We start from the raw sequence: 777 nt of genomic DNA, 5'->3' as shown, positions 1-777 counted from the left end.
AATGGAGTTCAGCTTCAACCTGAACCGCACGGCCAACGCCTCGGCGTGGCGCGTGCTGCCCAATCGCTGGGACTTTGTGGCGTTCCCGCTGATGATCGGCCTCATCGCGATGGCGGCCGTGGGCTTTCACGAAACGATGGCGCCCATCGCCACGCTGAAGGCGCAGCCCATCTCGCTCGATCCGGCCAACCTGCCCGGGTACGCCATGCGCACCACGCTGCGCATGCTCGCGGCGATGGTCGCCTCGCTCATCTTCACGCTCGTGTACGGCACGCTCGCGGCGAAGAGCCGCCGCGCGGGCCAGGTGCTCGTGCCGATTCTCGACATCCTGCAGTCGGTGCCGGTGCTCGGCTACATCTCCTTCACGGTCACGTTCTTCCTCGCGCTCTTTCCCTCGCGCGTGCTGGGCGCCGAGCTCGCGGCGATCTTCGCGATCTTCACGAGCCAGGCGTGGAACATGACGTTCAGCTTCTACCAGTCGCTGCGCACGGTGCCGCGCGACCTCGATGAAGTTTCGCGCGGTTTCCACCTCACGGGCTGGCAGCGCTTCTGGAAGCTCGAAGTGCCGTTCTCGATGCCGGGCCTCATCTGGAACATGATGATGTCGATGTCGGGCGGCTGGTTCTTCGTGGTGGCCTCCGAAGCGATCACGGTGGGCAACAACACGATCACGCTGCCGGGTGTCGGCGCGTATCTGGCGCAGGCCATCGCGGAAAAGAACCTGCATGCCGTGGGCTGGGTGATCCTTGCGATGATCGTGGTGATTCTCGCGTACGA

1 protein-coding gene is annotated in these 777 nt (G+C 64.6%); it reads left to right on the top strand.

From position 1 onward, the window contains the following. Position 1 precedes the first annotated feature (1 nt). The coding region (locus tag BHE01S_RS35870) for an ABC transporter permease subunit (RefSeq protein ID WP_042273284.1) at positions 2-777 on the top strand (776 nt) is incomplete at its 3' end.

It is taken from the genome of Paraburkholderia heleia NBRC 101817, from assembly GCF_000739775.1.
In the GTDB taxonomy this organism is placed as follows: Bacteria; Pseudomonadota; Gammaproteobacteria; order Burkholderiales; family Burkholderiaceae; genus Paraburkholderia; species Paraburkholderia heleia.
This window is presented reverse-complemented; position numbering and strand designations above follow the sequence as displayed.